Origin of the sequence: Leucobacter celer subsp. astrifaciens (assembly GCF_001273835.1) — a bacterium.
In the GTDB taxonomy this organism is placed as follows: Bacteria; Actinomycetota; Actinomycetes; order Actinomycetales; family Microbacteriaceae; genus Leucobacter; species Leucobacter celer.
The window spans coordinates 1-214 of the sequence record NZ_JHEI01000060.1; the positions used below are offsets into that span (position 1 = coordinate 1).

Below are 214 nucleotides of genomic sequence, written 5' to 3' on the forward strand. Positions count from 1 at the left end.
CCGCGCTCCTCGCCCGAGAGGCGCACCGGGTGCATCTGTTCGCGCGCAACGCCCGCCTGGGCGGTCGTGCAGGCACGCTCGAGAGCGAGGGATTCAGATTCGCCAACGGCCCGTCCTGGTATCTCATGCCCAGGGTCTTCGAGCCATTCTTCGTGCTGCTGGGCTCCGCCACCGAAGAACAGCCCCATCTACGCACTCTGGATCCGGCATAACG

The 214-nt window shown here is 66.4% G+C and carries 1 protein-coding gene; it reads left to right on the top strand.

The window, feature by feature from the left end; translation table 11 throughout:
• On the top strand, nt 1–212 hold a 212-nt coding region (locus tag AMS65_RS00160; protein WP_157501936.1), incomplete at its 5' end, for an NAD(P)-binding protein.
• Nucleotides 213–214: the final 2 nt, after the last annotated feature.